This window comes from Streptomyces zhaozhouensis, assembly GCF_900230195.1.
Lineage (GTDB): Bacteria > Actinomycetota > Actinomycetes > Streptomycetales > Streptomycetaceae > Streptomyces > Streptomyces zhaozhouensis.
Map to the genome: position 1 here is coordinate 449057 of NZ_OCNE01000001.1, position 25864 is coordinate 474920.

Annotated in this window: 22 protein-coding genes and 1 pseudogene; 14 read left to right on the top strand and 9 right to left on the bottom strand. The window is 74.6% G+C overall.

Features of this window, described 5'->3' with window-relative positions:
- Nucleotides 1-295: 295 nt before the first annotated feature.
- A complete protein-coding gene (locus CRP51_RS02060) occupies nucleotides 296-1801 on the top strand; it encodes an exopolysaccharide biosynthesis polyprenyl glycosylphosphotransferase (protein WP_097229163.1) in 1506 nt (501 codons plus the stop codon).
- Between the two features lie 20 nt (nucleotides 1802-1821).
- On the opposite strand, the gene CRP51_RS02065 is transcribed toward CRP51_RS02060, so the two are convergent.
- Complete coding sequence (locus tag CRP51_RS02065; protein ID WP_097229164.1) at nucleotides 1822-2781, bottom strand: GDP-L-fucose synthase family protein; 960 nt, start codon at nucleotides 2779-2781, stop codon at nucleotides 1822-1824.
- Nucleotides 2782-2918: 137 nt separating this feature from the next.
- On the opposite strand from CRP51_RS02065, the gene gmd reads away from it, so the two are divergent.
- The 11 genes from gmd (at nucleotide 2919) to CRP51_RS02120 (ending at nucleotide 15286) form a co-directional block, all read left to right on the top strand.
- Entirely contained in the window at nucleotides 2919-3941 is a 1023-nt protein-coding gene (gene gmd / locus CRP51_RS02070) for a GDP-mannose 4,6-dehydratase (protein WP_097229165.1), read from the top strand.
- Nucleotides 3942-4143: 202 nt separating this feature from the next.
- Nucleotides 4144-7002, top strand: coding sequence for a CBM96 family carbohydrate-binding protein (locus tag CRP51_RS02075; protein ID WP_097229166.1), 2859 nt, complete (start codon nucleotides 4144-4146; stop codon nucleotides 7000-7002).
- Nucleotides 6999-7511 carry a hypothetical protein gene (locus CRP51_RS02080; RefSeq protein WP_097229167.1) on the top strand — a complete coding sequence of 171 codons (513 nt, stop codon included), beginning with the start codon at nucleotides 6999-7001 and terminating at the stop codon, nucleotides 7509-7511. Before CRP51_RS02075 ends, CRP51_RS02080 begins: the two co-directional genes overlap by 4 nt.
- Nucleotides 7512-7602: 91 nt before the next feature.
- Nucleotides 7603-8436, top strand: coding sequence for a glycosyltransferase family 2 protein (locus CRP51_RS02085; protein ID WP_097229168.1), 834 nt, complete (start codon nucleotides 7603-7605; stop codon nucleotides 8434-8436).
- A 436-nt stretch (nucleotides 8437-8872) separates the two neighbouring features.
- Nucleotides 8873-9916 (top strand): LacI family DNA-binding transcriptional regulator, encoded by a 1044-nt coding sequence (locus CRP51_RS02090; RefSeq protein WP_097229169.1) that lies wholly within the window; start codon nucleotides 8873-8875, stop codon nucleotides 9914-9916.
- Nucleotides 9909-10679, top strand: coding sequence for an ABC transporter ATP-binding protein (locus tag CRP51_RS02095; RefSeq protein WP_212615805.1), 771 nt, complete (start codon nucleotides 9909-9911; stop codon nucleotides 10677-10679). The genes CRP51_RS02090 and CRP51_RS02095 overlap by 8 nt, the downstream gene beginning before the upstream one ends.
- Nucleotides 10666-11529 (top strand): ABC transporter permease, encoded by an 864-nt coding sequence (locus CRP51_RS02100; protein WP_097229170.1) that lies wholly within the window; start codon nucleotides 10666-10668, stop codon nucleotides 11527-11529. Before CRP51_RS02095 ends, CRP51_RS02100 begins: the two co-directional genes overlap by 14 nt.
- A 74-nt stretch (nucleotides 11530-11603) precedes the next feature.
- On the top strand, nucleotides 11604-12719 hold the full coding sequence (locus CRP51_RS02105; protein WP_097229171.1) for an ABC transporter substrate-binding protein: 1116 nt from the start codon (nucleotides 11604-11606) through the stop codon (nucleotides 12717-12719).
- Nucleotides 12720-12779: 60 nt separating this feature from the next.
- Complete coding sequence (locus CRP51_RS02110) at nucleotides 12780-13604, top strand: N-acyl homoserine lactonase family protein (protein WP_097229172.1); 825 nt, start codon at nucleotides 12780-12782, stop codon at nucleotides 13602-13604.
- 31 nt (nucleotides 13605-13635) lie between these two features.
- Nucleotides 13636-14391: a glutamine amidotransferase gene (locus CRP51_RS02115; protein ID WP_097229173.1), complete on the top strand. Its 756-nt coding sequence runs from the start codon at nucleotides 13636-13638 to the stop codon at nucleotides 14389-14391.
- Nucleotides 14384-15286: a ribokinase gene (locus CRP51_RS02120; RefSeq protein ID WP_097229174.1), complete on the top strand. Its 903-nt coding sequence runs from the start codon at nucleotides 14384-14386 to the stop codon at nucleotides 15284-15286. Before CRP51_RS02115 ends, CRP51_RS02120 begins: the two co-directional genes overlap by 8 nt.
- A gap of 78 nt (nucleotides 15287-15364) precedes the next feature.
- Here the strand turns inward: CRP51_RS02120 and CRP51_RS02125 are convergent, their stop codons facing one another.
- The 5 genes from CRP51_RS02125 to CRP51_RS02145 all read right to left on the bottom strand — a co-directional run bounded on the left by CRP51_RS02125 (nucleotide 15365) and on the right by CRP51_RS02145 (nucleotide 21047).
- A complete protein-coding gene (locus CRP51_RS02125) occupies nucleotides 15365-16513 on the bottom strand; it encodes a glycosyltransferase (protein ID WP_097229175.1) in 1149 nt (382 codons plus the stop codon).
- 7 nt (nucleotides 16514-16520) lie between these two features.
- Nucleotides 16521-18308 carry an arginine--tRNA ligase gene (gene argS / locus CRP51_RS02130; RefSeq protein ID WP_097229176.1) on the bottom strand — a complete coding sequence of 596 codons (1788 nt, stop codon included), beginning with the start codon at nucleotides 18306-18308 and terminating at the stop codon, nucleotides 16521-16523.
- Between the two features lie 180 nt (nucleotides 18309-18488).
- Complete coding sequence (locus CRP51_RS02135; protein ID WP_097229177.1) at nucleotides 18489-18998, bottom strand: tetratricopeptide repeat protein; 510 nt, start codon at nucleotides 18996-18998, stop codon at nucleotides 18489-18491.
- Nucleotides 18995-19840: an MOSC domain-containing protein gene (locus tag CRP51_RS02140; protein WP_097229178.1), complete on the bottom strand. Its 846-nt coding sequence runs from the start codon at nucleotides 19838-19840 to the stop codon at nucleotides 18995-18997. The genes CRP51_RS02135 and CRP51_RS02140 overlap by 4 nt, the downstream gene beginning before the upstream one ends.
- Before the next feature lie 10 nt (nucleotides 19841-19850).
- Nucleotides 19851-21047, bottom strand: coding sequence for an MFS transporter (locus CRP51_RS02145; RefSeq protein ID WP_097229179.1), 1197 nt, complete (start codon nucleotides 21045-21047; stop codon nucleotides 19851-19853).
- A gap of 87 nt (nucleotides 21048-21134) precedes the next feature.
- Here CRP51_RS02145 and CRP51_RS02150 point away from each other — a divergent pair, with 87 nt between their 5' ends.
- Nucleotides 21135-21704, top strand: coding sequence for a CGNR zinc finger domain-containing protein (locus CRP51_RS02150; protein ID WP_245880306.1), 570 nt, complete (start codon nucleotides 21135-21137; stop codon nucleotides 21702-21704).
- Between the two features lie 176 nt (nucleotides 21705-21880).
- Here the strand turns inward: CRP51_RS02150 and CRP51_RS02155 are convergent, their stop codons facing one another.
- Together CRP51_RS02155 and CRP51_RS02160 are read right to left on the bottom strand one after the other, a co-directional pair.
- Complete coding sequence (locus CRP51_RS02155) at nucleotides 21881-22576, bottom strand: DsbA family oxidoreductase (RefSeq protein ID WP_097229425.1); 696 nt, start codon at nucleotides 22574-22576, stop codon at nucleotides 21881-21883.
- 125 nt (nucleotides 22577-22701) lie between these two features.
- Nucleotides 22702-23562 (bottom strand): NAD(P)H-binding protein, encoded by an 861-nt coding sequence (locus CRP51_RS02160; RefSeq protein ID WP_097229181.1) that lies wholly within the window; start codon nucleotides 23560-23562, stop codon nucleotides 22702-22704.
- A gap of 144 nt (nucleotides 23563-23706) precedes the next feature.
- On the opposite strand from CRP51_RS02160, the gene CRP51_RS02165 reads away from it, so the two are divergent.
- Nucleotides 23707-24165: a winged helix-turn-helix transcriptional regulator gene (locus CRP51_RS02165; protein ID WP_170970400.1), complete on the top strand. Its 459-nt coding sequence runs from the start codon at nucleotides 23707-23709 to the stop codon at nucleotides 24163-24165.
- Nucleotides 24166-25408: 1243 nt separating this feature from the next.
- On the opposite strand, the pseudogene CRP51_RS30220 reads toward CRP51_RS02165, so the two are convergent.
- Nucleotides 25409-25564, bottom strand: a pseudogene (locus CRP51_RS30220) (DapH/DapD/GlmU-related protein); the annotation flags it as partial.
- Between the last annotated feature and the right edge of the window lie 300 nt (nucleotides 25565-25864).

Sequence of the window (25864 nt, forward strand, 5' to 3'; positions counted from 1 at the left end):
ACGGGGAGATGAGGACGCGCCTTCCGCTTTGTCGCGGGCCGCGTTGGTTGCTGTTGGCTGTCGTTCACCGCTGTTCACCGCTGTTCACCGTCCCCGGTCCCGCCGTCCCGTCCCCTTCCGCACCCCCGTCGTCGATCCGTCGCCGTTCCACCTGTCGTGTCGGTCTCCGGCGCCCCGCGCCGCGGCGGCCCGGCGCCCCGGCCCGCCCTTCGCTCTCGGTCCTGTCGGCTCTGCCTGTGTGCGGCCCGCCCGCCGGTCCTTCCGGCGTCACTCGCATCCACCACTCGGGGGGAACATGCGTCACCCAGACATCTCACGTTCGGGAAGCGTCCGAAGACCGCGGGTCACCGGCCGCCGGCCGGCACCGCCGCCGCACGGGGCGCGCTGGTACGCGCCGACGGCCGTCGCCGCCGACGTCACCGGGGTGTTCGCCCCGGTCTTAGCCGTCTACCAACTGACCGGCCAGCCGAGCCCGTTGGCCTGTGCCGTGGTGGCGACGGTCTGCTGGCTCGCAGTGCGCTCCTGGCACCGGCGGTACCGGCGCGGGCGGTTGGGCGAGAGCCGGGGGCTGCTGGCCTCCGTCCACGACTGGCTGCTGCTGCTCGGGCTGCTGGCCGGGCTGCGGGCGGTCACCGGCGAGGGCTCGCAGGTCTCGGCCGCCGCCCTCGCGCTGGCGCCCGCGCCGCTGGCGGCCGGCGCGACCGCCATGGCGCTCCACCACCACCTCACCCGGCGCCGCCACCGGGCGGAGGCCGTGCGCCGGGTGCTGGTGGTGGGCGAGCCGGAGGCCGTGGACACGGTCACCGCCCGGCTGGCCGCCGGCACCGACCACGCCTATGTGGCGGTCGGCGCCGTCCTCCTGGGGCCCGGCCATCTCACCAGCGGCGTCCCGCCGTTGGGCCGGCTGCCGCTGGAGCGCCGGGACCACTCCCCCGAGGTGCCCGACCTGGTGCCCGTCGGCACCGACGGCTCCGGCGTGCTGGCCGCCGCCCGCCGGCAGAGCGCCGACCTGGTGCTCCTGGTGCCGGGCGCGCGGCTGGGCGGCGAGCGGCTGCGGCGGCTGTGCTGGTCGGTGCAGGACTCCGGCCTGGCGCTCTGCGTCGCCTCGGGACTGACCGAGGTGGCGCGCCATCGGGTCACCGTGGCCAGCGTCGCCGGGCTCAACCTCCTGCACGTCACCCCGCCCCCGCGCCGGGGCGCCCCGCTGGTCTGGAAGTCCGTCACCGACCGGCTGCTCGCCGCCCTCGCCCTGGTGGCGCTCGCCCCGCTGCTCGCGCTGCTGGCCCTGGCCGTCCGGCTGGACTCGCGCGGGCCCGTGCTCTACCGGCAGACCCGCATCGGCCACCGGGGCGCGCCGTTCACCCTGTGGAAGTTCCGCACGATGGTGCCCGACGCCGAACGCCGCCGGCCCACCCTGGAGTGCGCCAACGAGCACCGCGCCACGCCGCTGTTCAAGATCCGCTACGACCCGAGGATCACCCGGCTCGGCCGCTGGCTGCGCCGCACCTCGCTCGACGAACTCCCCCAGCTGGTCAACGTGGTGCGCGGCGAGATGGCCCTGGTGGGACCGCGCCCGCCGCTGCCGGACGAGGTGGCCCGCTACAGCCCGGTGGAGCTGCGCCGGCTCCGCGTGCGGCCGGGGCTGACCGGCCTCTGGCAGGTGAGCGGCCGATCCGAGCTGTCCTGGGACGAGGGGGTCGCCCTCGACCTCGCCTACGCCGACAACTGGACGCTCACCGGCGACCTGGACGTGCTGGCCAGGACCGTGCGCGCGGTGGTCAGCGGCCGGGGCGCCTACTAGGGACGGCCATGACGGAACGTTCACCCAGGGGCCGCCTCCTCGGACCCGGCTCGCTCCCGCCACCAGGCATAGGTGGCGGCCAGGCCCTCGTCCAGCGGCACCGAGGGCGCGAAGCCGAGCGCCCGCAGCCGGGAGATGTCCAGCAGCTTGCGCGGGGCGCCGTCCGGCTTGGCGGTGTCCCAGGCGATCCGCCCCTCGAAGCCGACGACCCCGGCGATCCGTCCGGCCAGCTCGGCCACCGACAGGTCCTCGCCGCAGCCGACGTTGAGCGCCAACTCCCCGTCGTAGGACTCCAGCAGCAGCCGGCAGGCGCGCGCCAGGTCCGCGCTGTGCAGGAACTCGCGGCGCGGTCGGCCGCTCCCCCACAGCGTCACCTCGGCGCGCCCCTCCACGCGCGCCTCGTGGAACCTGCGGATCAGGGCCGGCAGGACATGGGCGGTCCGCGGGTCGAAGTTGTCCCCCGGGCCGTAGAGGTTGGTCGGCATCGCCGCGACATACGACCGGCCGAACTGCCGCCGGTACGACCGGACCTGGGATATCCCGGCGATCTTGGCCAGCGCGTAGGGCTCGTTGGTCGGCTCCAGCGGGCCGGTCCCCAGCGCCTCCTCCGCGATCGGCTGCGGCGCCTCGCGCGGGTAGATGCAGGAGGAGCCGAGGAAGAGCAGCCGGTCCACGTCCGCCGCGTGCGCCCCGGCGATCACGCTCAGCTGGATGCGGAGGTTCTCCTCGAGAAAGGCCACGGGCTCGCTCGCGTTGGCCATGATCCCGCCGACCCGGGCGGCGGCCAGCACCACGGCGTCCGGGCGGGTGTCCCGCAGGAACGCGGCCGTGGCCTCCGCGTCCCGCAGGTCGAGCCGCTCCCTGGTCCTGGTGATCACCTCGTGCCCGGCCCCGGCCAGCTCCGCCGCGAGGGCGGAGCCGGCGAGCCCCCGGTGGCCGGCCACGAAGATCCGCGCGTGCGGCGGCAACAGCGTCGTCATGAACCCGGATTGTGCCAGGGGCGACTGACAGCGACACCGGAGTCGACTCCGCGTGACCACAGCGACCGACCGTCCACCGATCCCGCCACCGGGCCCGGCGACCTCCGGGCCCCGGCCACACCGCCGAAGGAGTCCCGATGAGCCAGACCGGAAAGACCGCGCTGATCAGCGGCATCACCGGGCAGGACGGCTCGTATCTGGCCGAGTTACTGCTCGCCAAGGGGTACACCGTGCACGGGCTGTTGCGCCGTTCCTCCTCGTTCAACACCGAGCGGATCGACCACGTCTACCAGGGCCCGCAGGACCCCGGGCGGACCCTGGTGCTGCACCACGCCGACCTCAGCGACGGCGTCGCCCTCGTCAACCTGCTGCGTGAGACCGCCCCGGACGAGGTGTACAACCTGGGCGCGCAGTCCCATGTGCGGGTCTCGTTCGACACCCCGCTCTACACCGCGGACACCACGGGACTCGGCACCCTGCGGCTGCTGGAGGCGATCCGCGCCAGCGGCGTGGACACCCGCATCTACCAGGCGTCCTCCTCCGAGATGTTCGGCTCGACGCCCCCGCCGCAGAACGAGCGGACGCCCTTCCACCCGCGCAGCCCGTACGGCTGCGCCAAGCTCTACGGCTACTGGTCGACCGTCAACTACCGCGAGGCGTACGGCATGTACGCGGTCAACGGCATCCTCTTCAACCACGAGTCGCCGCGCCGGGGCGAGACCTTCGTGACCCGGAAGATCACCCGCGCCGTCGCCCGCATCAGGGCGGGCCTCCAGGACCGTCTCTACCTCGGCAACCTGGACGCCGTCCGCGACTGGGGCTACGCGCCCGAGTACGTCGAGGCCATGTGGCTGATGCTCCAGCGCGACGTGCCCGAGGACTTCGTGGTGGCCACCGGGGTGCCGGCGACCGTGCGGGACTTCCTGGCCGCCGCGTTCGCCGCCGGCGGGCTGGAGTGGGAGCGCCACGTCAGGTTCGACCCCAAGTACGAGCGCCCCAGCGAGGTGGACGCCCTGGTCGGGGACCCCGCCAAGGCCGAACGGCTGCTGGGCTGGCGGCCCAGGACCCACTGGCGGGAGCTGGCCGCGCTGATGGTGGCGGCCGACATCGAGGCGTTGGAGGCCGAGTTGAGCGGCGCCACGGTGCGGGTCGACCGATGAGCGGGACCGCCCCCCTGGACGGGCGCGCGGGCGGGAACCGTGCGCCCTTCCCACCACCGTGCGCCGACAACGTGCGCCCCGCCGCGACGGTCCAGCATCACGGTGCGTCAGCGATGGGGATGCGGAGTGTCAGTGGCGTGAAGGAGTATGGGGGCCGTCGGATGGACAGGGCCGTGGGCACGGCTGTCGAAGGGGAGGCGCCATGAGGCTCAGGGGACTCGGGGGAGGGTGGTCCCGGCTCACCAGCCGCTCGCGGCCCTCGCGGGTGGCGTGGTTCGCGCGGACCACGCGGCCGCGCGGCGGCCCGGCGCGGCACGCCAGGCGCCGCTCCCGGCGCGCCGTCGGCCTCGCGGCCGTACTGGCCCTGGGCGCCGGCCTGTTGGGGCAGGGCGCGGTCTCCGGCGGGGCGGGCGCGGTGACGCCGCCGGTGACGATGACGGCCGAGGACCTGCCCACGTGGCAGACCAACGGCATCGTCCACGCCCTCGCCGAGGCGGACGGCGTGGTCTACGCGGGCGGCAGCTTCTCCACGGTCCGCCCGCCCGGCGCCGAGCCCGGCACCGACGAGCGCGACGCGGTCAACTTCGTGGCGCTGGACGCCGCGACGGGCGAGCCGGTGGCCGAGTGCGAGCTGGCGTTCACCGTCGGCTCGGGCAGCGCCTCGGTGCGGGCGCTGGCCGTCTCCCCCGACGGCTCCACCCTCTACGCGGGCGGCACCTTCGGCACGGTAGCCGGCGCGGGCGCCTCCAGCGTCGCCGCGTTCGAGCTGCCGGGGTGCGCGCGCAAGCCGTTCCCCGTCGCGGCCAACGGCATCGTGCGCGCGCTGGAGGCCACCGACGACACGGTGTACATCGGCGGGGACTTCGGCCAGTTGAGCGGGCAGCCGCGGGCCAAGTTCGGGGCGGTCGACACCGAGGGGCGGGTGCTGGACTGGCGGGCCGACGCCGACGAGGCGGGCAAGGCCATCGCGGTCACGCCCGACGGCGAGCGGGTGATCGTCGGCGGGGACTTCTTCACGGTCAACGGCGCCGACTCCCACGCGCTGGCCGTGGTCGAGGCGGACTCGGGGGCGCTGGTGCGGGCCTACCCGGAGGGCTTCATCGACACCCGCTCCACCGTGCAGGACCTGGAGGTCGACGCGACGGGCTTCTACACGGCCAACGAGGGCACGGGCGCGTTCGACGGCCGGATCGCGCTCGACCTGGACACGCTCGACGAGCGCTGGCGCGACACCTGCCTGGGCGCCACCCAGGCCGTGGCCGTCCACGAGGAGGTGCTGTACAGCGGTCATCACGCACACGACTGCTCCAGCATGGGCGAGTTCCCCAACCAGGAGCGGTACCACCTGTTCACGCAGGCCGTGGACGACCCGAAGCTGCTGGGCTGGTTCCCCAACACCAACGACGGCCTCGGCGAGCGGCTCGGCCCGCGTGTGCTGGCCGTCAGCACCGACCACCCGTCGGACGAGCGTGACTTCCTGTGGGTCGGCGGCGGGTTCACCACGGTCAACGGGCAGCCGCAGTGGGGCCTGACCCGGTTCACCACCGAGCCGGACACCGGCTCCCCCACGGTCCCGGAGACGGCCGTCGCCTCCACGGAGGAGGGTGTGGTGGAGCTGAGCTGGCGCGCCAGCCTCGACCTGGACGACTCGCTGCTGACCTACCGGGTCTACCGGGACGGCGCCTCGACGCCGCTGCACACCCAGGACGCGGAGTCGGTGCCCTGGCGCCGCCCGCAGCTGCGGTACACGGACACCGACACCGTGCCGGGCGAGACCCACAGCTACCGGGTGACGGCCACCGACGGCGCGGGGAACGTCAGCGCGCTCTCGCCCCCGGTCACGGTCACCACGGCCGGCGGCGGCCAGCCGTACGTGGACGCGGTGCTGGCCGACGACCCGCTGCTGTACTGGCGTTACGACGAGCCCGCGCACAACTTCGCCTCCGACACCTCGGGGAACGACTCGGGCGGCGTGCACCGGGGCGGCCCGCAGCGCGGGGTGACGCCCTCGGCGGTGCCGGGGCCGGGCGCGGCGGCCGTCGGGTACGACGGGGTCGACGACTACACCTACGGGGACGTCCGGTACGGCGGGATGAGCGAGTTCACGCTGGAGACGTGGTTCTCCACGACGACGACCAGGGGCGGCAAGCTGATCGGCCTCGGCGACCGCACCCTCCAGCCCTCCGCCAACCGGGACAACAACATCTACCTGCTCGACGACGGCCGGGTCGCGTTCGGCGTCTACGACGGCAGCTACCACACGGTCACCAGCCGGGAGAAGTACAACGACGGCGAGTGGCACCAGGTGGCCGCCTCCGTGGGCCCGGCGGGGATGCGGCTCTACGTGGACGGCGAGCAGGTCGCCTCCGACACCTCGATCACCGCGAGCCGCGAGGTCGACGGGTACTGGCGGACCGGCGGGGACAGCCTCAAGAGCTGGCCGGGCCGCCCCACGAGCGACTTCTACGAGGGCCGGCTGGACGAGACGGCGGTGTACGCCCCGCAGTTGCCGGCGTCCAGGATCGCCGCGCACTACGAGGCGGCGTCCGTGCCGACCGACACGGTCAGTCAGTTGGCCCCGGTCGCCGACACCTATGTCAACGGCGCGGCGGTCTCCGCCAACTACGGCACCCACCAGCAGCTCGCGGTCCGTGGGACCTCGGCGTACGAGTCCTATCTGGCCTTCGAGCTGCCGGAGGCGCCGGCCGGCACGGTGCTCAAGGACGCGGCGCTGCGGGTGCGGGTCAGCGACGACGCGGCGGCGGGCTCCACCGACGACTTCGCGGTGCGGTCTCTCGTCGAGGAGTGGTCGGAGACGGAGACGACCTACGCCGACCGCCCGGAGTGGGCCGAGGAGCCGCTGGGCACGCTCGCCGCGCCGGAGGCGCCGGGCGGGAGTTACACGGCGCGGCTGGAGACGGCGGAGATAGCCGACGCGCTGGGCGGCGAGCTGGGCCTGGCGCTCACCGGCGACGGCACCGACAGCCTGTGGCTGCGGGCCAGGGAGGCCGGACAGGCCGCCGCCAGGCCGCAGTTGCTGCTGACCTTCGGGGCGCCGTGAGGGGCGGCGGGCGCGGGCGCGCCCTCCTGCCGCTGCTGGCACTGCTGCTGACGGCGGGGCTGACCGCGTGCGGCGGCTCCTCGGACGACGGCGGGGCGGAGTCGGCGCGGACGGCGTCGGAGGAGTCCTCGGGAGGCGGTTCGGGAGCGGCCGGGGGGACGGCGGGCGACGGCGCGGAGCCGGCGGAGCCCCGGGAGCCGGGCGAGTCGGACGAGCCGGTCGACGACGGGGTGCCGGAGGAGACCGTGCCCGAGGAGGAGCTGGTGCCCTCGGGCGGTGAGTTCACCGAGGAGCAGCGTGAGTTCCTGGTGGAGCGGGTGCCCACCGGGGTCGATCCCGGCGCGGTCCTCGACCAGGGCACGGCCGCCTGCGAGCGGCTGGGCTATCTCTCCCGGCACGACCCCGAGTCCGTCGGGGAGGCCGTGGCGTCGGGCGAGATCCCGGAGGCGGAGGCCGCGGTGCGCCATCTCTGCCCGGAGTACGCCGAGTTCGTCGCCCCCGCCGACTAGGCACCGTCCGGCGGAGCGCGCGCCGCCAGGCGCTGTCCGGCGGAGCGCGCCGCCGCACCCGTCCGTCCGCAGTCGCATCCGAAGGAGCAGCGTGTCCCGACTACCGATAGCCGTGGTGATCCCCACGAGGAACGAGGAGGCGAACATCGTCTCCACGGTGCGCTCGGTCATCGCCCACTTCGCGGCGGTGGTCGTGGTGGACTCCGACAGCACGGACGCCACCCGCGAGTTGGCCAAGGCGGAGGGCGCCGAGGTCGTCGGATACACCTGGGACGGCGGCTATCCGAAGAAGAAGCAGTGGTGCCTGGACCGGGTCCGCACCGACCTCGACTGGGTGCTGTTCCTGGACGGCGACGAGACACCCAGCGGGGAGCTGCTGGCCGAGCTGCGGCGGATCTTCCTGGACGGCCGCCGGGTGCGGCCGGCCGCGTTCGACATCCCGCTGGGGTACTGGTTCGCCGGGCGCCGGCTGCGGCACGGCCACACCATCGTCAAACGGGCGCTGCTGGACCGCACCAGGGCCCGGTTCCCCGAGCCGGACGACCTGGGGGCGCCCGGCATGGGCGAACAGGAGGGCCACTACCAGCCGTTGGCGTACCCGGTGTACCGGCTGCGGGCGACGATCGAGCACCGCGACCTGGACCCGGTGCGCACCTGGTTCGAGCGGCACAACCGCTACTCCGACTGGGAGGCGTGGCTGGAGCGGCACCCCGAGGTCCGCGAGCAGATCAGGCGCGCCAAGACCCGCCAGGGTCAGCTCTTCCACCGGGCACCGCTGAAGCCGCTGCTCTCCTTCGGCTACGCGTATGTCTACCGCCGCGGCTTCCTCGACGGGCGGGCCGGCCTCGACTACGCGTTGGCGATGAGCTTCTACCGCTGGCAGATCGGCCTGAAGGCGCGCGAACAGCCGCCGGCGGGTTCCTGACAGACCGAAAGCCGGGGTGGCGCGGCGCGCTCCGCGACCGCCCCGGCGATCCCCCGGCCTGATGAGGCCCGCCGAGGGCCCGCCGAGGATCCGCCAAGTACCCGCCGAGGGCCCGCCGAGGACCCGCCGCGGAAGCGCCCCGGCGAGGAGCCGCGCCCGGGAAGCCGGGAGGTGGCCGCCGGAAGGCGCGTCCGGGGCGGCGACGACGCGGCGGCGCCGGCCCCCGTCCGACGGAGGGCCGGCCGGTGGCGGTGGCGCGCGCACGGGCGGGCGGGTTTCCACGGTCCCCCGTTGCCCGGCGAAGTTGTTCCCGTAACGAGCTGGTTTCGCCTCTTGGAAGCGGGACGGTTGAGGTCTATGGTGACGCAAAGCGCTTTGCCAAAGCGCTTTGCCACACTCGCCGCCACCCGTCACAACGAGGAGAACCCCCCGAACCATGGTGTCGATAGCCGATGTCGCGAGGCGTGCGGGCGTCAGCCCGACGACGGTCTCCCATGCCCTGAGCGGCAAGCGCAAGGTGAGCGACCGGGTGCGCGACCGGGTGGAGAACGCGATGAAGGAGCTGGGCTACACCCCCAGCCGCTCCGCGCAGAACCTCGCCATCGGGCGGACCCGCGTCGTGGGCCTGATCGTCCCCGACATCCGCAACAGCTTCTTCGCCGACCTCACCCACGGCGTGGAGGCCACCGCCATCAGCCACGGCTACAACGTGATCCTCTGCACCACCGGCTTCGACCACGCCCGCGAGGTCGACTACCTGGCCATGATCCGCTCACGCGCCGTGGACGGACTGATCTACGCGGCCGGCGCCCCTCCGACCAACTCCCGGCTCGGCGCGCTCCTCGGCAACCTCCCCCTCGTCCTCGTCGACGAGGAGGTGCCGGGCGCCGACGCCCCTTCCTTCGTCTCCGACAACCTCGACGGGGGTCGGCTGGTCGCCGAGCACCTGCTGGGGCTGGGCCACCGCCACGCCCTGGTCATCGCCGCCGACGGCGGCCTGGTCAGCAGCGACCTCCGGGTGCGGGGGTTCCGCGACCGCTGGGTGGCGAGCGGGGCGGAGCCTCCCGTCGTCGTCAGCGGCGCCTTCACCGAGGACGGTGGGCGTGAGGCGATCGCCGCACACGTCGGAACGTTCCGGGACGGTGGCCCGACCGCCGTCTTCGCGGTCAACGACCTGATGGCCTTCGGCGCCATCGGGGAGCTGCGGCGGGCCGGCGTCGAGGTTCCCGGCCGGGTCTCGGTCGTGGGCTTCGACGACATCCCGGCCGGGCGGTACGCGCACCCCCGGCTGACCACTGTCCGCCAGGACGTCGACAAGCTCGGACGACGCGCCGCCGAGGCGCTCATCGCCGCGCTGGAGGAGGAGCCGACCCCCCGGGAGGCGGAGCGGACCCGGCACGTCCTCCCCGTCACCCTCACCGTGCGGCAGTCGACCGCGGCTCCTCCCAGGACTCAAGGAAAGGCGAACCACCGTGGCTGACATCCTCATCGACGGCGTCTCGAAGGTCTTCACGACGGCACGCAAACGCACGCTCGCGCTCAACGAGACGAGCCTGACCATCGCCTCGGACGAGATCGTCTGCGTCGTCGGCCCCAGCGGGTGCGGCAAGACCACCCTGCTCAACCTGATCGCCGGGTTCATCGAGCCGACGGCCGGCACCATCTCCGTGGCGTCCCGACGCGTCGAGGGGCCGGGAGCCGACCGCGCCGTGGTCTTCCAGGCCGACGCCGTCTTCCCCTGGCAGAGCGTCGGCCAGAACGTCGGCTACGGGATGCGGATGCGGGGCGTCGGACGCGCCGAACGGGCCGCACGCGTCGAGCACTACCTGAACCTGGTCGGGCTCTCCGACTTCCGCTCCGCCTACCCCAAGGAGCTCTCCGGCGGGATGCGCAAGCGGGTCGACCTGGCCCGCGCCTACGCCAGCGGGCCCGAGGTCCTGCTGCTGGACGAGCCGTTCGGGGCGCTCGACCTGTTCACCAAGGAGGCGATGTGGCTGGCTCTTCAGGGCGTGGTGCGCACCGAGCCCAAGACCATCGTCTTCGTCACCCACGACATCGAGGAGGCGCTCTTCCTCGGCGACCGCGTCGTCGTGATGACCCCGCGCCCCGCCCGCGTGCACAGCGTCGTGGACGTCCCCTTCGGCGCGGACCGCTCCCTGGACCTGCGGGCGGACACCGACTTCCAGGCCCTACGCAACGAGATCGCCCACACCCTGCGGGAGGTTCAGGATGACGCGGCATGACACGTCCGGGCCCGCGACCGCCGCGGCGGTCGGCCCGCCGGCGCCGACCGGTTCCCTCACCCCGCCCGCCGCCGGGGCGGCGGGCACGGAGCGGCGCCGCCGCGACCTCGGCCGGCTGCTCAGCCCGCTGGTGGTGGTCGTCCTGCTGGGCCTGTGGTGGCTGCTCACCTCGGGCACGGAGACGATCGACCGGCTCTACTTCCCGACGCCCGGGTCCCTGTGGGAGGCGGTGACCACGCTCAACACGCAGCTGGTCGACGACGCCTGGGCGACGCTCTGGCGGGTGCTGGTCTCCTGGATCGGCGGCTCCGCGCTGGGGGTCGCCGTGGGGCTGCTGATGGCCCGCGCCCGCTGGCTGTTCCATCTGCTCAACCCGGTCATCGAGGCCGTCAGACCCGTTCCGCCGGTCGCGCTGATCCCGTTCGTCATCCTCTGGTTCGGCATCGGGGACAGCGGCAAGATCTTCCTCGGGGCGCTGGCCTGCTTCATGGTGATGGTCGTCAACACGACGGTCGCCTGCGGCAACGTGCCGCCGGTCTACGTGCAGGCCGCCCGTTCCCTCGGCGCCGGCCGCAACCAGGTGTACCGGACGGTCGTCCTGCCGGCCATCGTCCCGGAGATCCTCTCCGGTTTCCGCATCGGCAGCGCGCTGGCGTTCGCCGTGGTGGTCGCCGCCGAGTTCCAGGGCGCCGACGCGGGCATCGGGCGGCTGATCATGAGCGCCAGCCGGACCCTCAACACCTCCGTCGTGCTCCTCGGCACGATCGTCATCGCCATCCTCGCCGTGGCCCTTGACCTGCTGATCTCCCGCATCAGCCGCTATCTCACCCGCTGGGCGGCCAATCGCTGACCGCCCCTGGACACACCGACCGACCGCACCGCGCTCTTGTCGAAGCGGAGCCCATAAGGAACGCGAGAAGAACCATGAGAAAGACGAGCATCGCCGCGGCGGTTCCCGCCCTGGCACTGGTGGTGGCACTGACCGGCTGCGCCTCCTCGGACGAGGGGTCGACGACCGAGGACGGCCTGACGACGATCGACGTGGGGATCTCCCCGTTCCAGGACACCTATCTGCCGATCATCGGCCAGGAGATGGGCTGGTTCGAGGAAGCCGGCCTCCACGTCAACCTGCGTTCCCTCGCCTGGAACGCGGCGATGCCCGCCCTGATCTCCGGTGACGTGGACATAGCCGTCAACAACACCACGGGCGTGGTCTCCGTCGCCAACGCGGACCCGGAGGTCGTCTACGCCTATGGCTGGAACCCGTTCACCGAGGGCTCGGCGCTGATGATCCGCCCCGGGGGCGACCTGGAGTCGATCGAGGCGTGGGAGGAGCGGGTGGGCGACCGCGAGGAGGCGCGGAACGCGATGATCGAGTCGCTCGCCGGCCGGACCGTCGTGACGACGCTCTCCACCGACATGGGGAAGCAGATCAACGACGCGCTGGCCTCCGTCGGCATGGACGAGGGCGACGTGGACTTCGTCGACATGGACCCGGACGCGGGCCTGGCCGCGTTCCTCTCCGGCACCGGCGACGCCTACCTCGGCGGCGTGCCGCAGCGCGGCAGGGCGCTGGAGGAGGGCATGGAGATCGGCCTCGCCGGCCCCGACCTGGCCGCCCCACCGATCAACGGCGCCGTCACCACCCGGTCGTTCGCCACGGACCGCCAGGACGACCTGCTGGCGTTCGTCGACGTGATGCACCGCATCATCCGCTACTGCGACGCCGAGACCGACGCCTGCGCCACGACCATCACGGAGCGGCTGAACGAGGAGACCGCGGCGGGGCTCACCGTGGAGGGCTTCGAGGAGTACTGGCAGAACATCGAGCTGTACGCGCCGAACGCCGCGTCCGCCCAGGAGCTGATCCTCGACGAGGAGGGCGTCTCCTACTGGAAGAACACCTGGGACAGCGACAACGCGTACCTGGTGGAGACCGACGCCATCCCGGAGGCCGTGGACGCCGGGGAGCACTTCCTGATGCCGGAGGTCTGGGAGGCGTATGTCGACGCCTACGGGGCGGACCAGACGGAGTACTGACCCCACCACGCGGCGGGTTCGGGTGACCGTCCCGCCGCGGCGAAGGAAGGACAAGCACCGATGGGCGTGAGAATCCATCACATCGTCACCGGCGAACTGGAGAGTTCCCTGCCGGTCTCCCTGCTGAACTCCGGGGCGCACCCCGAGGTGCCGCACGAGCGGCGGCTGCCGTACGGCTACCGGGACGACATCGTCCGCCGGGACGGGTCCGTCCACTCCGGCGTGATGGTGCCGGTCCCGGTGTGGCTCATCGAGGGCACCGAGGAGACCATCCTGGTGGACACCGGGCTCGGCGACATCGACGAGGTCTCCGCGATGCAGAGCCGCTACGGGGTGGACTTCGTCGCCTCGCGCACCCCCGAGCAGGACCTGGTCGCCGGGCTCGCCCGGCACGGCGTCCGGCCCGAGGACGTGGACGTGGTCGTGCTGACCCACCTGCACTTCGACCACGTGGGCAACAACGAGCTCTTCCCCAACGCCCGCTTCGTCGTGCAGCGGGACGAGCTGCCGCAGGCCGAACACCCGCCGCACTTCTGCATGTTCTACTACCCGGAGTACGCGTACAAGCTCGACGTGGTGCGCGACCGGCTGGAGGTCGTCGACGGCGACCACCGGCTGGACCCCGCGGTGCGGCTGGTCAAGATCGGCGGGCACACGCCCGGCTGCATGGTGGTCATGGTGACCACCGACGTCGGCGTCGTCTGTCTGACCAGCGACGTCATGTACAACTACCGCAATCTCGAACTGAACTGGCCGATGGGCTCCTTCTGGAACCTGCCCGAGCTGATGGCCGGCTACGACCGGCTCCGTGCCGAGGCGGATCTCATCATCCCGGAACACGACTGGCAGTTCCTCGCGGAACACCCCAGCGGAACCATCGGCTGAACCACCGGTTGAGGAACGAGGCACCATCCACATGAGTACCGAGAGAAAAGCGCTGCTGCTCGGCGAGTCCTGGACGACTCACATGATCCACCAGAAGGGGTTCGACTCCTTCACCACCACCGAGTACGTGGAGGGCGGGCAGGAGTTCACCTCCGCGCTCCAGGGCGCCGGCTGGCGGGTCACCCACCTCCCGGCACACGCCATCGAGACGGGCTTCCCGGCCACCGAGGAGGAGTTGGCGGCCTACGACCTCGTCGTCGTCAGCGATGTCGGCGCCAACACCTTCCTGCTCAGCCGCGCGGTCTTCGGCCGCAGCGCGAGCGAGCCCAACAAGCTGGCGCGGATCCGCGACTACGTCCTCGGCGGCGGCGGGCTGCTGATGGTCGGCGGCTACCTCTCCTTCTCCGGGATAGACGCCAAGGCCAACTACGGGCCCAGCCCCCTGGGGGACATCCTGCCCGTCGAGGTGCTGCGGACGGACGACCGGGCCGAGCACCCGGAGGGCGCTCCGGTCCGGGTGCCGGCCCCCGAGCACGAGGCGCTGGGGGGCGTCGGCGCCGAGTGGCCGCCGTTGCTCGGCTACAACCGCACCCGCCCGCGTCCGGGCGGCGAGGTACTGGCGTGGGTCAACGACGACCCGCTGGTCGCCGTCGGCACCGCGGGCAAGGGGCGCGTCGGGGTGTTCACCTCCGACATGTCGCCCCACTGGGCGCCGCCGCCGTTCATGGAGTGGTCGGGATACGACCCGCTGTGGCGGGCGTTGGCCTCCTGGGCCGCCGGTGCCTGAGGAACGGGCGGACGCGACCGGCCGGCCGCCGGGGGGCGGGCCGGCCGTGGTCGTCGTCGGGTCGGCGAACATCGACCTGATCGCCACGGTCCGGGCCGCGCCCGCCCCCGGCGAGACGGTGCTCGCCTCCCGGTACGCCGAGGAGGTCGGCGGCAAGGGCCTCAACCAGGCCGTCGCCGCCGCCGGTTCCGTGCCGACCGCGCTGGTGGCCGCCGTCGGCGACGACCCGGAGGGCGCGCGGGTGCGCCGGCACGCCGAGGACAGGGGTGTGGACGTGGGCGAGGTGCGCGGCACGGCCGCCCGCACCGGCAGGGCCCTGATCTCGCTCTTCGACCAGGACAACACCATCGTGGTGGCGCCGCTCGCCAACGCCCTGCTCACCGCCGAGGCGGTGACGGACGCCCTGCGGCGGCTCGAACCGGCCGCGGTGCTCGTCCAGTTCGAGATCCCCGAGGAGGCCGTGCTGGCGGCGGCCGCCTGGTGCCGGTCTTCCGGAGCGCGACTGCTGCTCAACCCCAGCCCGGTGCGGCCGGTGCCGGACGAGGTACTGGCCCTGGCCGACCCGCTGGTGGTCAACCTGGGCGAGGCCGCCGCTCTCGCCGGCCCCTCCGCGCCCGTCGGGGAGGCGCGGGGGTTGGCTCGGGCGTTGGCCCCCCGGGTCCGCTCGGTGGTCGTGACGGCGGGCCCGGCGGGCGCGTTCCTCGTCGACGCGGACGGCGCCGGGCACGTGCCGGTGACGGAACGGGGCGAGGTGGCGGACTCCTCGGGCGCCGGCGACGCGTTCGCCGGGTGCCTGGCCGCCGGGCTTGCCACCGGCGCCGGTCTCACGGCCGCCGTCCGGGGGGCGGTGGCCGCCGCCTCCCGGACGGTGGCCACGCGCAGGGAACTCCGTTAGGTCGTCTCGTTCGGATCTTCGTGGATCAGGGCGCGGCCGGGCGGGCGGCGGCGTCGCCGGCGCGGCTCCCGGCCGGCCTCAGCTTCCCCGCCGGTCGAGGACCTCGCGATAGATGCCGCTCAGGCGTTCCACCACCGCGTCCAGGGTGAAACGGTCGCGGGTCAGGGCCCACGCCGCCCGGGAGGCGTGCTCGCGGGCCGGCGGGGCGAGCAGTTCCCGCACGGCGCGGCCGACGGCCGGGCCGTTGGGGCCGGCGGTGGCCGGCACCACCCGGCCCGCGCCGGCGGCCGCCACGTCGGGCGCCAGCCCGTTGGTCGCGGTGACCACCACCGGCGTGCCGACCGACATCGCCTCCAGCACCGACAGCGGGAAGGCGTCCCGCGTCGACGGCAGCACCAGCGCGCTCGCCTCCCGCAGCGCCGCCAGCACGCGGGGGCCGTCCAGCGCGCCCACCACGTCCAGCGCGTGGCGCACCCCCAGCTCCTCGGCGAGCGCGACCGTCTCCGCCAGCGCCCCGGTGTCGGGCCCGGCCAGCGTGAAGCGCGCGTCCGGGTGGCGGGCCAGCACCGTGGGCATGGCCCCCACGAAGTCCCCCGGGCGCTTGCCCGCCTGGACCCGCGCCAGGTAGAGCAGCCGGGGCGGGCCGGTGGGCGCGGGGGCGCGTTCCCGCGCCGGCACGCCGTTGACCAGTCGGTGCGCCGGGGCGATCGGCGCGGGCGCCACCACGGCCGCCGTCTCCCGCCGCTCCCGCTCGGTGAGGTGCAGCACGGCGTCCGCGCGGCGCAGCACGCGCCGCACGCCGAGCCCGTCGACGAGCCGCGCGACGCGGTTCTCCGTCGGATCGACCATGCCGTGGGTCTGGAGCACCAGCGGCGTCCCGGCGCGCAGCGCCAGCAGCGCCACCGGCAGCGTCACGAGGTCCCGCATCAGATGGACGTGCACCACGTCCGCCGACCGCACATACCCGAGGGCCCTGGCCAGCAGCGCCGGCGAGGTGATCCCGCTGACCTCGAACCGAGGCAGCACGTGCCGCGCGCGGAAGAGCCGCACCCGGGCGCCCTCCACGGAACGCGGCAGCGGCCCCGCGGGGAACTCGTCCCCCAGCGCCAGCAGCGTGGCGCGTTCGCCCCGTTCGGCGAGCCCCCGGCAGAGCCCGAGGGCGACCCGGGTCGGCCCGCCGAACGCGTGGCTCGGGGTGTGCAGTGTCACCGCGTGCAGCACCCGCACCGTCGGCTCACATCCGGTCGGGCGCGGTGATGCCCAGCAGCTCCAGGCCCTGGGCGAGGGTGGCCCTGGTCAGTTCGCAGAACGCGAGCCGGTTGGCGCGCACCTCGGGGCTGACGCCCTTGAGCACCGGGCAGGACTCGTAGAACGTGGTGAACGCCTTCGCCAACGCGTAGAGGTAGCCGGCGAGTTGGTGCGGCTCCAGGGTGTCGGCGACTTCCGTCAGCGCCCGCCCGAAGCCGTCGAGCGCCAGGCCGAGCGCGTGCTCGGCCGGCTCCAGCGCCAGCTCCGGCTGGAACACGGCTCCCGCGCCCTCGACCTCGGCGGCCCGCCGCAGGATGGAGGCGATCCGGGTGTGGGTGTACTGGAGGTAGACGCCGGTCTGGCCGTTGAAGGAGACCATGCGCGCGACGTCGAAGGAGTAGTCGCGGTTCCGCGAGGTGGACAGCTCCGCGTACTTGACGGCGCCGATGCTCGCCACGCGGGCGATCTCGGTCAGCTCCTCCTGGTCCAGTCCCGGGTCCTTCTCGGCGACCACGTTCCGCGCGGCGTGCTGCGCGTCGTCGAGCAGGTCGGCCAGCCGCACGGTGCCGCCGGCGCGGGTCTTGAACGGCTTGCCGTCGGGACCGTTGATGGTGCCGTTGGCCGCGTGCACCGCCTCGACCGAGTCGGTCAGCCAGCCGGCCCTGCGGGCGGCCCGGAAGAGCATGTCGAAGTGCTGCGACTGCCGGCTGTCCACGACGTAGATCAGCCGGGTGCCGCCGTGGTGGTCGACGCTGTGCCGGAGGGTGGCCAGGTCGGTGGCGGCGTAGCCGAAGCCGCCGTCCGACTTGCGGACCAGCATCGGCACCGGCTTGTCCTCCGGGCCCCTGATCTCGTCGAAGAAGATGACCTTGGCGCCCTCGCTGTCCTCCACGATGCCCTTGGCGGCCAGCTCGTCGACCACGTCGTTGAGCCACGGGTTGTAGAACGACTCGCCCGCGGTGTCGTCCCTGGTCAGCAGCACCCCCAGGCGCTCGTAGACCTGCTGGAACGCGGTCTCGGACTCGGCGACGATCTCCTTCCAGATGGCGACGGTCTCCGCGTCGCCGCCCTGGAGGGCGACGACCCGCCGCTGCGAGCGCTCCTTGAACTCCGGGTCGGCGTCGAACGCGGCGCGCGCGGTGCGGTAGAGCTGGTCGAGCGCGGAGACCGCGCCGCCCGTGCCGGCCCGCACGACGTCCTCGTCCTTGCTGCGCCAACTGGCCTCGGGGTGTTCGAGGATGTACTGGATCAGCATCCCGAACTGGGTGCCCCAGTCCCCGACGTGGTTCTGCCGGACGACGCGCGCGCCGAGGAAGTCGAGGACCCGGGCCAGGGCGTCGCCGATCAGCGTCGACCGCAGGTGGCCGACGTGCATCTCCTTGGCGACGTTGGGCCCCGAGTAGTCGATCACCGCGACCTCGTCGGCCTGCGAGGCGGGCACCCCGAGCCGGGGCGCGGTCAGCCGGACGGAGAGACGTTCCAGCAGGGCGGCGTCGGTGAGGTCGATGTTGAGGAAGCCGGGTCCCGACACCTCGACGGAGGCGACGAACGGGGCGTGCGCCACCAGGTGGTCGCGGAGGGTACCGGCCAGTTCGCGCGGGTTGCGGCCGAGGCGCTTGGCCATCGAGAGCGCCACGTTGGCCTGGAAGTCCGCGTGGTCGGACGGGCGGACGAGCGGGTCCGCCGAGGCCAGCTCGGCCGGCAGTGCCTGCTCCATCGCCGCTGAGACCGCGGCGCCCACCTCGTCGGCCAACGGCCGTACCTGATCCACCATCTTCTGTGTACTTCTTCCCCGGGAGTCGAACCGCCTCATGGGCGCCTGTGCCGCTTCTAGCATGGCAGGCCCGGGACACTGCCTCCCACCCAGTCGCCCGCACGCGGGCCGGGCGGCGGGCTCGTGCGGGGTTTCCCCCGGCCGCCGGCCGGCTCGGCGGCGCGCCGGGCACGGGACGGGTCAGCCGGGCCAGGTCTCGTCGAGGCGGTCGGCGTAGTAGGCGAGCGCGCGGCCGTAGTCGGTGACGGCGGGATCGCCGCTGGTCTCGGCGAGGAGGTGGAGGAGGAGGCGCACGGCCTCCCGGTGTTCGCCCGTGTTGTGCAGCGCCATCGCGAGGAACGCGCGCAGCCCCCCGTGGTCGGGGAACTCGGCGACCCCGCGCCGCAGCGTCTCCACCGCCTCGGCGTAGCGGCCCAGCGTGCGGTAGGTGGAGCCGAGGCCGAGCAGCGCGCCCTGGCGGTCGGCGGGAGCGAGCGCCTCGCCGGCGGCCAGCGCGGTCTCGTAGAACGGGACGGCGGCCGACTCCAGACCGAGCGCGTCGTGGGTCCAGGCCGTCTGGAAGGCCACCTCGGCGTCCCCGGGGAGTTCGGCGCTCAACGCGAGAAGCCGCGTCCTCGCCCGCTCGGCCTCGCCGGAGCCGCGCAGCGCGACGGCCTCGGCGAGCCGCCGGTCTCTGTCGTGGTGGGTCATGGGCCCATGGTGCCCGACGGGACCTCGGTCTCCCGCACGAGTTCGGCGGGGCGGTCGCCGACCGTCAGCGTGCCCGGGGCGAGCACGGCGAACTTCGCGCCGAAGACCACGCCGCCGGCCGGGTGGCGGCGGTAGTCGGCGAGGGTGCGCAGCGGCTCGGGGCCGGCGCGGGCGCCGGTGCGCTGGTCGACGAGGGTCACGGCGCAGCGCACCGCGAGCTTGGCGAAGCCCAGGCGCGCGCCGCCGAGGGTCAGCGCGCGGTAGGCGTCCTCCTCGTGCGGCGCCCCGGTGCCGTCGAGCACCACGTTGGGGCGGAACCGGTCCATGGGCAGCGGCGGCTGGCCGCGGGCGGCGAGGCGGGCGTGCAACGCGTCCAGCGAGGCGCGGCCGACCAGCAGCACGGCGCAACTGTCGGCGTAGCCGCTGGTGCCGGGGGTCAGCCCGTCGGTGCTCCGCCGGTGGTCGGGCGGGACGCGGACCAGCCGGCTGGGGCGGCCGAGGAGTTCGCCGAACCAGCCGGCGGCCTCGTCTCCCTGGTCGACTCCGGTGAACGGCTGCCCGAAGAGCGTCACGGGCCGGGCGGGGCGCGCGGTGTCGACGGGGAGGGTGAGCGGTGCGAACCCGGGCGCGGCGAGGGTGAGCCGGGCGCCGTCCTCGCTCACCGAGGGGCGGGCCAGGGCGAGTCGGGGGTCGGCGCGCTGGGTGCGGTGGGCGCCCTCGGCGTCGACGACCATGAACGCGCGGTCGTGCGGCAGGCCGGCGGGCCCCAGGTGCGCGACCCGGTGGCGCACCCCGGCGCAGCCCTTGACCGGATAGCTGATCAACTCGCCTATGTGCGCCATGTTTCCGAGCCTATGCGGCGCGTTCCCCGGGGTGTCTCCCGGTGGGTGCGGTGGGTGCGGGGCGCCCGGCCAGGGCGCGGTGGAGCGCGGCGGCGGCGAGTTGGCAGAGGGCGACGGTCAGCAGCAGCGCGGGCGGGGGCAGCGCGGCCGCGAGGCCGACGGCCGCCGCGCCGAGGGAGGCGGCGGTCAGTTTCAGGCCGGCGCCCAGGGTGAACACCTGCGCGCGGGCGTGCGCCGGGGCGTGGGCGGCGCGCAGCCGGAGCGTCGCGGTGAGCAGCGGCCCGTCGCAACAGCCGGCGAGGGCGTAGAGCGGCAGGGCGCACGCGAGGCCGGGCGCCCAGGCGGCGGCGGAGAGCGCGAGACCGAGGCCGAGCAGCGACCAGCCGGCGAGCCGCCCCGGCTCGACCGTCCCCGGCACGGCCAACGCGCCGAGGAGCGCGCCCAGCGCGAACGCGGTGAGCAGCGCCCCGGCCTGACCCGGCGCGCCGAACCCCTCGGCGAGCAGCACGCTGGCGGTGGTCAGGGCGCCGAGCCCGAACGAGGAGAGCACGGTGGCCGAGGTGACCGCGCGCAGCGGGCGCACCGCCCACACGACGCGCGCCCCCACGAGCAGGTCGGCGCGCAGCCTTGTGGTGCGCGCCGGCGCTCGGCGGCCGAGGGGAAGTGTCGCGGCGAGGGGCGCCGCCAGCCCGGCGGAGAGCGCCAGCGCGGCGAGCGCCGCCCCCGGCGAGACGGCGCCGGCCAGCAGGGCGACCAGGGCGGGGCCGGCCAGCGAGGCCGCGTTGTAGCCGGCGGAGTCCCACGCGTACGCCCGGTCCCTGGCCCGGCCCTCCGGCGTCAACTCGGCGACCAGGCTGGAGAGTCCACCGGAGACCACGGGGCCGCAGGCGCCGCCGGCGAGGGCGACGGCCAGCACCGGCGGGGTCGGCGCCCGGCCGACGAGCGCGGCCAGCGCCGCGATGGCCAGCGCGAAGCAGCCCAGCGCGGCACCGCACAGCGACGCCGGCCGCCGCACCCGCCCCACCAGCGCGCCGGTCAGCGGCGCGGTGACCACGTGCGGCAGCAGCCAGGCGGTGAGCACGAAGGCGCCCTGGGCCGCGTCCCCCGTCCTGGCCAGCGCCGCCAGCACGACGGCGACGCCCATGCCCTCGTCGGCCAGCCGGGCCAGGAAGGCCGTGGCCAGGCAGCGCCCCAGCGCGGCGGTCATCCCGCTCCCCGTGTAATGTCTTATGGAACCAAGCCATTACACGCCGGGCGGGCAGCCCGCGCAAGGGGTGAGAAGGGGGTGGGCACCGTGCCGGGAAGCGGTTTCGCGGCGGCGCGACGGGCCGTCGACGTGGTCAACGCCGTGCGGGCCGGCCCGGGGGCGAGCCGAGGGCAGCTCGCCGCGCTGCTGGTCGCGCACGGCGAGCGCCCGGCGGACGTCGGGCCCGCCGCGCTGACGGAGGCCGACGCCGAGGCGCTGCGGGCGGCGGCCGGGCGGCTGGCCGAGGTGCTCACCGAGACCGACGTGGACCGCGCGGCCGAGGCGCTCAACGCGCTGCTCGCGGAGTGCGGCGCCCGCCCCCGGCTCTCCCGGCACGGCGGACACGCCTGGCATCTCCATGTGGACCGGGGCGAGGACGCCTCGTGGGCCGAGTGGTTCACCGCGTCCGGCGCCCACGCCCTGGCCCAGCTCCTCAGCGAGCACGGCGCGTTGGCGTGGGGGGTGTGCGCCGCCCCCGGCTGCGGGCGCTGCCATCTGACGCACGGCCCCGGCAGCCCGCGCCGCCACTGCTCCCCCGCCTGCGCCAACCGCGCCCGGGTCGCCGCCCACCGCCGCCGCCGAGCCGCCGCTCGGCGGCCGGGAGCCCCGGAGAGCTGACGCGTCGCGGCGCCGTTCCCCCGTCACACCCGGCCGCCGTTCCCCCGTCGCGAGGCCGTTCCCCCCGTCGCCCCCGGCCGCCGTTCCCCCGTCGAACGACGGCCGGGGCTCCCCCGCCCACCGGCCGTCCCCCGTGGCGGCCGGTGCCCCGTTCGGCGGTCGCCGCCCGGCGCGGTTCAGCAGTCGCCGCCCGGCGCGCAGACCTCGCCGTCCTCGGCGTCCGTCCCGCCGAGGCGCTCCAGCGGCGACCGGTCGCCCCAGGCACGGTCCAGGGCCTGGGCGAAGACGTCGACCGACTGCCCGCCCGCCACCCCCAGGCGGCCGTCGAGGACGAAGAACGGCACGCCGGTGGCGCCGAGTCGGGCGGCGGTTCGCTGGTCGGTGTGGACCGCGTCGCGGTAGGCGGTCGGGTCCTCCAGCACCCCGCGCGCCTCCTCGGCGTCCAGCCCGGCCTCGACGGCCAGCCCGACCAGGGCCTCGACGCCGAAGAGGTCCTCGCCCCTGGCGAAGTTCGCCGCGTAGAGCACGTCCACCAGGCGGTGGCGCAGCCCGCGCTCCCCGGCGAACTGGAGGAGCCGGTGGGCGTCCAGGGTGTTGCCGACCAGGCGTTCGGTCCGGTACGGCAGCCCCTCGGACTCGGCGAGCTCGGCCACGCTCCGCTCCATCTCGGCGGCACGCGGGCCGTAGCGGCGGGCCAGCAACTCGCTCACCGGCTCGGTGACACCGGACTCGCGGCGCGGGTCGAGCTCGAACGAACGGTGCACCACCTCCACCCGGTCCCGGTGCGGGAAGTCGGCCAGCGCGCGCTCGAAGCGCGCGGCGCCCAGGTAGCACCAGGGGCAGACGATGTCGCCCCAGATCTCGACGCGCATCGCGGCCGCGGCCTCGGTGGTCTCCGTCATCTCTCCCTCTCCGTTCGTCTCGGAACCGTTCGTCTCGGAACCGTTCGCCGCCGCGGCACCGTTCGCCGTCGGCACCGCCTCCCCCCGTCGCGCGGTCAGGCGCGCAGCGCCTCGGCGAGGGTGGCGGACGGCGGGGTGGCCGGGCGGCCGAGAAGCTTGGGCAGCTCGTCGGTGACGGTCTCCAGCACGCCCCCGGCGACCCGCAGGTCCACGTCGACCAGCAGCTCGACGACGAACTCCGGCAGCCCGGCGCCGCGCAGCGCCTCGGCGAACCGCTCGCCCGGCAGGTCACGGTAGGCGACCGGCCGGCCGGTGATCCGTGCGGCCTCGGCGGCCAGTTCGGCGAGCGACCACGCCGTGGGCCCGGTCAACTCGTGGACGCGGCCCGCCTGGTCGTCGAGGGTCAGCACCTCGGCGGCGGCCTCCGCGTAGTCGGCGCGCGCGGCGAACGCGATCCGGCCCTCGCCCGCGCTGCCGGGGAGTTCGCCCGTGGCGACGGCGGTGGAGAGCCGCGTCAGGTGGTTCTCGTTGTACCAGCCGTTGCGCAGCAGCACCGAGGGCAGCCCGGAGGCGGCGATGGCGCGCTCGGTGGCGCGGTGGGCCTCGGCCAGGGCGAGCGGGTTGGTGTCGGCGTTGACCACCGAGGTGTAGGCGAGCAGTTCGACGCCGGCGACGCGCGCCGCCTCCACCGCGGCCAGGTGCTGGCGCACGCGGGTCTCCTCCGTCCCCACCGAGGAGACCAGCAGCAGCCGGCGGGCGTCGGCGAAGGCGGGCCCCAGGGTTTCGGGGCGGTCGTAGTCGGCCTCCCGGACGGTCACCCCGAGGGCCGCGAGATCGGCCGCCTTCGCGGGGGTGCGCACGGCGGCGACCAGCTCGCCGGCCGGCACCCCGCGCGCCAGCAGCCCCCGGACGACCCCGTTGCCCAGGCCACCGTTGGCCCCCGTGATCACGATCATGATGACGCTCCCTCGCGTTCGCCGGCGCACGGCGGACGCCTGCCGCGGCCGCCGGTTCGACCGCCACCGTACACGCACTTTTCGAAAGCACAAACTTTTCGACAGTGCTGCCGGACGGTACGCTCGGCGGCGGGAGGTTTGTCCATGAACGAGATGACCCCGGAGGACGAGCGGCGGGCGCACCTGCTGGCGTTCGACGTCTTCGAGAAGAACTGCCCGTCCCGCGCGGTGCTGGAGCACCTGACCGGGCGCTGGGGGGTGCTGGTCATGGCGGGGCTGCGCAAGCGGGGGCCCGCGAGGTTCAACCACCTGCGCCGGCGGATCGACGGGGTCAGCGAGAAGATGCTCGCCCAGACGCTCCAGGCGCTGGAGCGCGACGGCTTCGTGACGCGCGAGGTGCTGGCGGTGATGCCGCCGAAGGTCAACTACTCGCTGACGCCACTGGGCGAGAGCACCGCCGACCATCTGCTGGCGCTGATCGCGCACATCGAGCGCGAGATGCCCGCCGTCCTCGACGAGCGGAACGAGCGGAACGAGCGGAACGAGCGGAACGAGCGGAACGAGCGGAACGCCGAGAAGGCCGGCGAGGCGGCGGCCCGCTGACGCCGGCCGGTTCCGCACCGTGCGGCGCGGTGCCCCGGGCGCGCCGGGGCACCGCGCCGCACGGGCGCGTTCAGCGCGCGACGGGCGTCGCGCCGAGCTGGGTGGCCGGTTCCGGGCGGTGCACACCGGTCGGGCGGTAGCCGAGGGACTCGGCGACGCCCGCCAGGTCGGCGAGGTACCAGAGGGTGGCCAGCCACATCTCGGTCCCCTGGAGTCCGGGCCGCTGGTCCCGGCCGACCGGCCCGCCGGGCGACGGGAAGCGGAACGGGAAGCCCTCCCCCTCCACCCAGCGCTCCAGCAGCGGCCCGCACTGGCCGGTGGCCCAGGCGGCGACCTCGTCCGCCCGGTACGCCGGCACCTGCCGGGCGGCCAGCCACAGCGGGTGCGCCACGTCCAGCACGTTGCAGGAGGTGGTCCGCCCCGGACCGAAGTGGCGCGGGTCGGCCGCGTGCCGCAGCACCGTGTCGACCAGCCGCTCCGGGTAGGGGACGGGCAGCCCGAACTGCGCGAACGAGCCACGCGACGCCCGGTAGTACCCGTTGACCGGCTGGAGCAGCCCGTCGGCTGCCCGCTCCTCGCTCCACATCCCGGTGCCCGGCCGGCAGTGGGTCAGCAACCAGCCGAAGTAGACGTCCAGTTGGCGGCGGGTGTGGTCGGGGCCCGCCGGGTCGAGGGTCAGGTTCCAGTGGAACGCCGTGCCCAGCGCGTCCACGCCGGCGCCCGCGCCCCAGCCGCGCTCCCGCCACGGCAGCCCGGCGAGGACCCGGACGAGCGCGTCGGCGTCGAGCGCGGCGACCGCGCCCACCGGGTGGGCGAAGTCCGAACCCAGCAGTCGCAGCGCGTACCCCAGGCTCAGCACGTGGTAGTCGGCGTCCCCGTCGCTGCCGAAGCCGGCGGGCGCGGGGCCCGGCCTGCCGTCCGCGTCCAGCGGGGCGGTCAGCCCGGTGACCGGGTCCTGCCCCTGCCGCAGCCGGCGCACATGCTCCTCGACGGGCAACTGCTCCGGGGCGCGGCCGTGCAGCAGCGCGGTGATCTCGACGGCGTCGGCGTGCGCCCGCAGGGTGGGCGGCGCGTCGGGCGCGTCCAGGTAGCGGCCGGTGGACGCGCCGTCGGGCGCGGGCGCGGTCGCCTCCCAGGAACGGGCCACCACCGCGTCGGCCTGCTCCCGCGCCCGGTCGGCGAACGCGGCCAGCCGCCCGGCCAGTTGCGCGCGGGGGTCCCGGCGCGCGGCCTTGGGCACGCGCCGGTCGCGGATCACGCGCGCCGGGTTGCCGCCGACCACGGCCCACTCCGGCACGTCGCGGGTGACCACGGCCCCGGCGCCGATCACGGCGCCCGAGCCGACGGTGATGCCGTCCAGCAGCACCGCGTTCGAACCGATCCAGACATCGTCACCGATGGTGATCCCGCGCTCTGAGGTCGGCTGCCGGTGGACCGGCCGGTCCGGTTCCATGCCGTGGTTGAAGCCGAGGATCGAGGCGTGGGCGCCGATCCGCACCCCGTTGCCCAGGGTGACCGTTCCGCGCAGTACGGCGAACGGGTTGACCGAGCAGTGGTCACCGGCGACGACCGTTCCGGTCAGGTAGGCGTGCGCGGCGACATAGCAGTCGGCGCCCAGCCGCAGGCTGGTCGGCTGGACCATGGCCAGCTCGGAGAGGAAGCAGCGCGCGCCGAGTTCCCCCTCGACCCCCGCCAGCAC

Coding starts and splice junctions, on each gene's coding strand:
- CRP51_RS02060 (WP_097229163.1), top strand. CDS start 296: ATGCGTCACCCAGACATCTCACGTTCGGGAAGCGTCCGAAGACCGCGG.
- CRP51_RS02065 (WP_097229164.1), bottom strand. CDS start 2,781: ATGACGACGCTGTTGCCGCCGCACGCGCGGATCTTCGTGGCCGGCCAC.
- gmd (WP_097229165.1), top strand. CDS start 2,919: ATGAGCCAGACCGGAAAGACCGCGCTGATCAGCGGCATCACCGGGCAG.
- CRP51_RS02075 (WP_097229166.1), top strand. CDS start 4,144: ATGAGGCTCAGGGGACTCGGGGGAGGGTGGTCCCGGCTCACCAGCCGC.
- CRP51_RS02090 (WP_097229169.1), top strand. CDS start 8,873: ATGGTGTCGATAGCCGATGTCGCGAGGCGTGCGGGCGTCAGCCCGACG.
- CRP51_RS02100 (WP_097229170.1), top strand. CDS start 10,666: ATGACGCGGCATGACACGTCCGGGCCCGCGACCGCCGCGGCGGTCGGC.
- CRP51_RS02105 (WP_097229171.1), top strand. CDS start 11,604: ATGAGAAAGACGAGCATCGCCGCGGCGGTTCCCGCCCTGGCACTGGTG.
- CRP51_RS02110 (WP_097229172.1), top strand. CDS start 12,780: ATGGGCGTGAGAATCCATCACATCGTCACCGGCGAACTGGAGAGTTCC.
- CRP51_RS02115 (WP_097229173.1), top strand. CDS start 13,636: ATGAGTACCGAGAGAAAAGCGCTGCTGCTCGGCGAGTCCTGGACGACT.
- argS (WP_097229176.1), bottom strand. CDS start 18,308: ATGGTGGATCAGGTACGGCCGTTGGCCGACGAGGTGGGCGCCGCGGTC.
- CRP51_RS02135 (WP_097229177.1), bottom strand. CDS start 18,998: ATGACCCACCACGACAGAGACCGGCGGCTCGCCGAGGCCGTCGCGCTG.
- CRP51_RS02140 (WP_097229178.1), bottom strand. CDS start 19,840: ATGGCGCACATAGGCGAGTTGATCAGCTATCCGGTCAAGGGCTGCGCC.
- CRP51_RS02145 (WP_097229179.1), bottom strand. CDS start 21,047: ATGACCGCCGCGCTGGGGCGCTGCCTGGCCACGGCCTTCCTGGCCCGG.
- CRP51_RS02155 (WP_097229425.1), bottom strand. CDS start 22,576: ATGCGCGTCGAGATCTGGGGCGACATCGTCTGCCCCTGGTGCTACCTG.
- CRP51_RS02160 (WP_097229181.1), bottom strand. CDS start 23,562: ATGATCGTGATCACGGGGGCCAACGGTGGCCTGGGCAACGGGGTCGTC.
- CRP51_RS02165 (WP_170970400.1), top strand. CDS start 23,707: ATGAACGAGATGACCCCGGAGGACGAGCGGCGGGCGCACCTGCTGGCG.